This is a genomic window from Microcystis sp. M_OC_Ca_00000000_C217Col (assembly GCF_007095585.1).
Taxonomy (GTDB): domain Bacteria; phylum Cyanobacteriota; class Cyanobacteriia; order Cyanobacteriales; family Microcystaceae; genus Microcystis; species Microcystis panniformis.
Window position 1 is genome coordinate 1 of the sequence record NZ_SFBV01000007.1, and the last position, 3,096, is coordinate 3,096.

At 42.1% G+C, this 3,096-nt stretch carries 3 protein-coding genes and 1 pseudogene; 2 read left to right on the forward strand and 2 right to left on the reverse strand.

Annotated features, from left to right (window positions below; genetic code table 11):
• Both EWV66_RS00410 and EWV66_RS00415 read left to right on the forward strand, forming a co-directional pair.
• Positions 1–110: pseudogene (locus EWV66_RS00410) on the forward strand (IS630 family transposase); the annotation flags it as partial.
• Between the two features lie 152 nt (positions 111–262).
• Positions 263–1,060: a glutathione S-transferase gene (locus tag EWV66_RS00415; RefSeq protein ID WP_287107122.1), complete on the forward strand. Its 798-nt coding sequence runs from the start codon at positions 263–265 to the stop codon at positions 1,058–1,060.
• 176 nt (positions 1,061–1,236) lie between these two features.
• On the opposite strand, the gene nblR is transcribed toward EWV66_RS00415, so the two are convergent.
• Together nblR and EWV66_RS00425 are read right to left on the reverse strand one after the other, a co-directional pair.
• Positions 1,237–1,926, reverse strand: coding sequence for a response regulator transcription factor NblR (gene nblR / locus EWV66_RS00420; protein ID WP_287107123.1), 690 nt, complete (start codon positions 1,924–1,926; stop codon positions 1,237–1,239).
• Between the two features lie 55 nt (positions 1,927–1,981).
• Complete coding sequence (locus EWV66_RS00425; protein ID WP_052277461.1) at positions 1,982–2,479, reverse strand: hypothetical protein; 498 nt, start codon at positions 2,477–2,479, stop codon at positions 1,982–1,984.
• Between the last annotated feature and the right edge of the window lie 617 nt (positions 2,480–3,096).

Sequence of the window (3,096 nt, forward strand, 5' to 3'; positions counted from 1 at the left end):
CCATTTATGAATGTTTGAATGATGCCCATTTGAAACATAAAAAAGAACTGGATTCCTTGCTGACTCTACGATTTCAGAAGTTTAATAAATCTCAGATTATGAACGTCTAAAGTATAGCAAAAGATTATTTTTTCGCCTTTCTCGTTTTTAGTACAAATGTTTGAGTAAAATCGGAGTAAAGTCTTTAGGTTTAGGCGATTGATGCCCGATAGGGTTAGAGTAATCAGGGAGAAACTGATTTATCGAGAGGCCATATCATCCCATGCTAGAACTCTACCAATTTGAATTATCTGCCTATTGTGAGAAAGTCCGTCTCATCCTCGACTATAAAGGTCTTGCCTATAAAAAAAGGGACGTGGTGCCGGGGGTGGGACAATTGGAATTATTCCGTCTTTCCGGACAGCGACAGGTTCCCGTCCTCAAGGATGGCGATACTTATATTGCTGACTCGACGGAGATTGCTTTTTATCTCGATCGCAAGTATCCTGAAAAACCAATTATCCCCACAGATCCCCTCCAACGGGGTCAATGTTTATTAATCGAAGAATGGGCCGATGAATCCCTGGGATTAAAAGGAAGAACCGCTTTTCTCGGCGCTTTTGCCCAAAATCAAAACTTTCGTACCGCCTTTTTACCCCAGGAAACTCCCGGTTTTATGCGCTTGTTGCTGGGTTCTATGCCAGGGGAATTAATTGATATTTTGGGGGCGGGTGTAGGTCTGGGAAAAGATGCTATCAATACGGCGAAAAAAGGGCTACAACAGGATTTAGAAGCTTTGAACCTCATTTTAGCCAATCGTCCCTATTTAGTCGGGGATCAGCCCAGTTTAGCCGATTTAGCCGTGGCGGGATTAAGTGTACTGCTTCAGTTTCCCCAGGGTTCCTATCTCAACTTACCCAGGGAATTGCAAGGCAAGGGGATCCCAGGGTTAGCCGATAATAGCGCCTACGAGGGCTTTTTTGCCTGGCGCGACCGTCTTTATAGTCAATACCGTCAAACTATCACTCCGGGAAGTTCCACCCCTCCTATCGATTCCCCCAACTCCATCCAGATTGAATAGCAGCCCTTGACTAGGGTGGTGGGGCTTTTCAGTGATCAGTAAACAGTAATCAGTGATATGAATTAGGAATTAGGGACTGGGGAGCAGGGAGCGGGAATTAGGAATTAGGGACTGGGGAGCAGGGAGAATAAATAAAAGCAATCTACTGATTACTGATCACTGATCACTGATTACTGTTAAGATTCCCCTAAAACGTAGCCGACACCGCGCACGGTATGAATGAGGCGTTTTTGACCACCAGCTTCCATCTTCAGGCGTAAATAGCGAATATATACCTCAATAACGTTTGATTCTCCTTGAAATTCGTCTCCCCAGACATTTTCGAGAATTTGATCCCTCGATAATACTTCTTTGGGGTGAGTCATGAGGTAGCGCAGCAGTTCAAATTCCTTCATCGTCAACTCAATATTTTTGTTTTTATAGGAGAGACGACGACTGGCTAAATCTAATACTAAGTCACCGAAACCCAATTGTTCGGGGGTAATTTCCAGAGGTTGCAGGTAAAAACGGATTAATTTGAGAAAAGATTGCGAATTATAGGGTTTGAGAAAATAATCGTCGGCTCCCGCTTCCAAACAGGCGAGACGTTCTTCTAGGGTTTCTTGAGATACTAACAAAATAATATAAACGCGACTTCCCTGGGAACGTAAACGACTACAAAAATTCACACCGGCCTCCGCTGCGAGGAAGCGATCGAGTATAATCATCGCTGGCTGCCAACTTTTCACTTCTGGGAAAGCGATATCAATGCTAGGCACGATCAGGGGACGATAACCTGCTTCTTTCAAGTCCGCACTAGCTAGTTTAGCGATATTCTCCTCAATTCCCACCAAGAGAATTGAAGAACTCGGAACGGATGTACTCATAAATCAGCAGCGGTAAAGAAATAGGAAAGATAGGGAGGGGACTACCTAATTATAGTTAATTGATTCTCGCCCGACCGATTTGAGATAAAAAAGTTAACGCTGTGGTGCGTTGGACAAAATTACCATTGATAGACCAACCGGTCACTCGATCGGGGGACGACCAAAGGCTAAGATGATCCACAGGCGGATCCGCATAAAAATTTTCTCCACCGCTACCCAGTAAACAGGAACTCCAATGGGTAAAATAATCGTGACTCAGGCGATAAATGGGAAAATTACCGATTAATGGCACTCCCCACCCGTCTAGAGCTATTAAAGCTCGAATTGTCGCCCCTTGAGCTTGCCAATAATGAGCTAAAGCGATCGCATTTACCACCCCCGCACTAAACCCAATCAAGGTTAGAGCTTCTCCCAGTGATAAAGCTTCATTTAAGCAAGAAAAAGGCGAAATAATAATATAGGGACTTAATTTGACCGATTTGCTCCCCAGATGTCCTAAAAAATCCTCGGTCAATCTAGAATCATGAAAACCCGTACAAATTACCAAAGACATAAAGTTAAGTAAAAATCTATGAGGGGTCAGTAATCAGTAATCAGTTATCAGTTATCAGTCATCAGTCATCAGTTTTTTCTCCCTGCTCCCCTACTCCGTCCCCCCACACCCCACACCCCACACCCCACTTCCCCACTCTGCCATAACTACTCCTACATACTTTCTGCTTTTTGTCAAAAAAACTTTTTCTTTGCAATAAAACTACACAAAAAAAAGATCATCGTTGTGGGTGAAATTGACTGATTTAACCGTCTTAATTGGGATCACCTTCTAGGTGTGGCAAGGGTTTCAACCTTTGCTGTCCAAAAAAGCACAAGATAACCCATTATGAAATTCAGTAAAATCGCTGTTACCACTGTAACATCGTTGTTAAATAAAAATCTTTCTCAATTAATTCTTAAGAATTTGTAAATATTGCGAAATGTTAATTTAAATATTCTCAAGTTTTTGGAGTCAATGAATAATTTTTGCTTATCTTTGTCGAACATTGAGTCAGTGATCAGTTATCAGTTATCAGTTATCAGTTATCAGTTATCAGTTATCAGTTATCAGTTATCAGTTATCAGTTATCAGTGATCAGTTATCAGTTATCAGTTATCAGTTATCAGTTATCAGTT

Bases quoted from the DNA above. Each gene is read 5' to 3' on its own strand.
- EWV66_RS00415 (WP_287107122.1), top strand. From the start codon at position 263: ATGCTAGAACTCTACCAATTTGAATTATCTGCCTATTGTGAGAAAGTC.
- nblR (WP_287107123.1), bottom strand. From the start codon at position 1,926: ATGAGTACATCCGTTCCGAGTTCTTCAATTCTCTTGGTGGGAATTGAG.
- EWV66_RS00425 (WP_052277461.1), bottom strand. From the start codon at position 2,479: ATGTCTTTGGTAATTTGTACGGGTTTTCATGATTCTAGATTGACCGAG.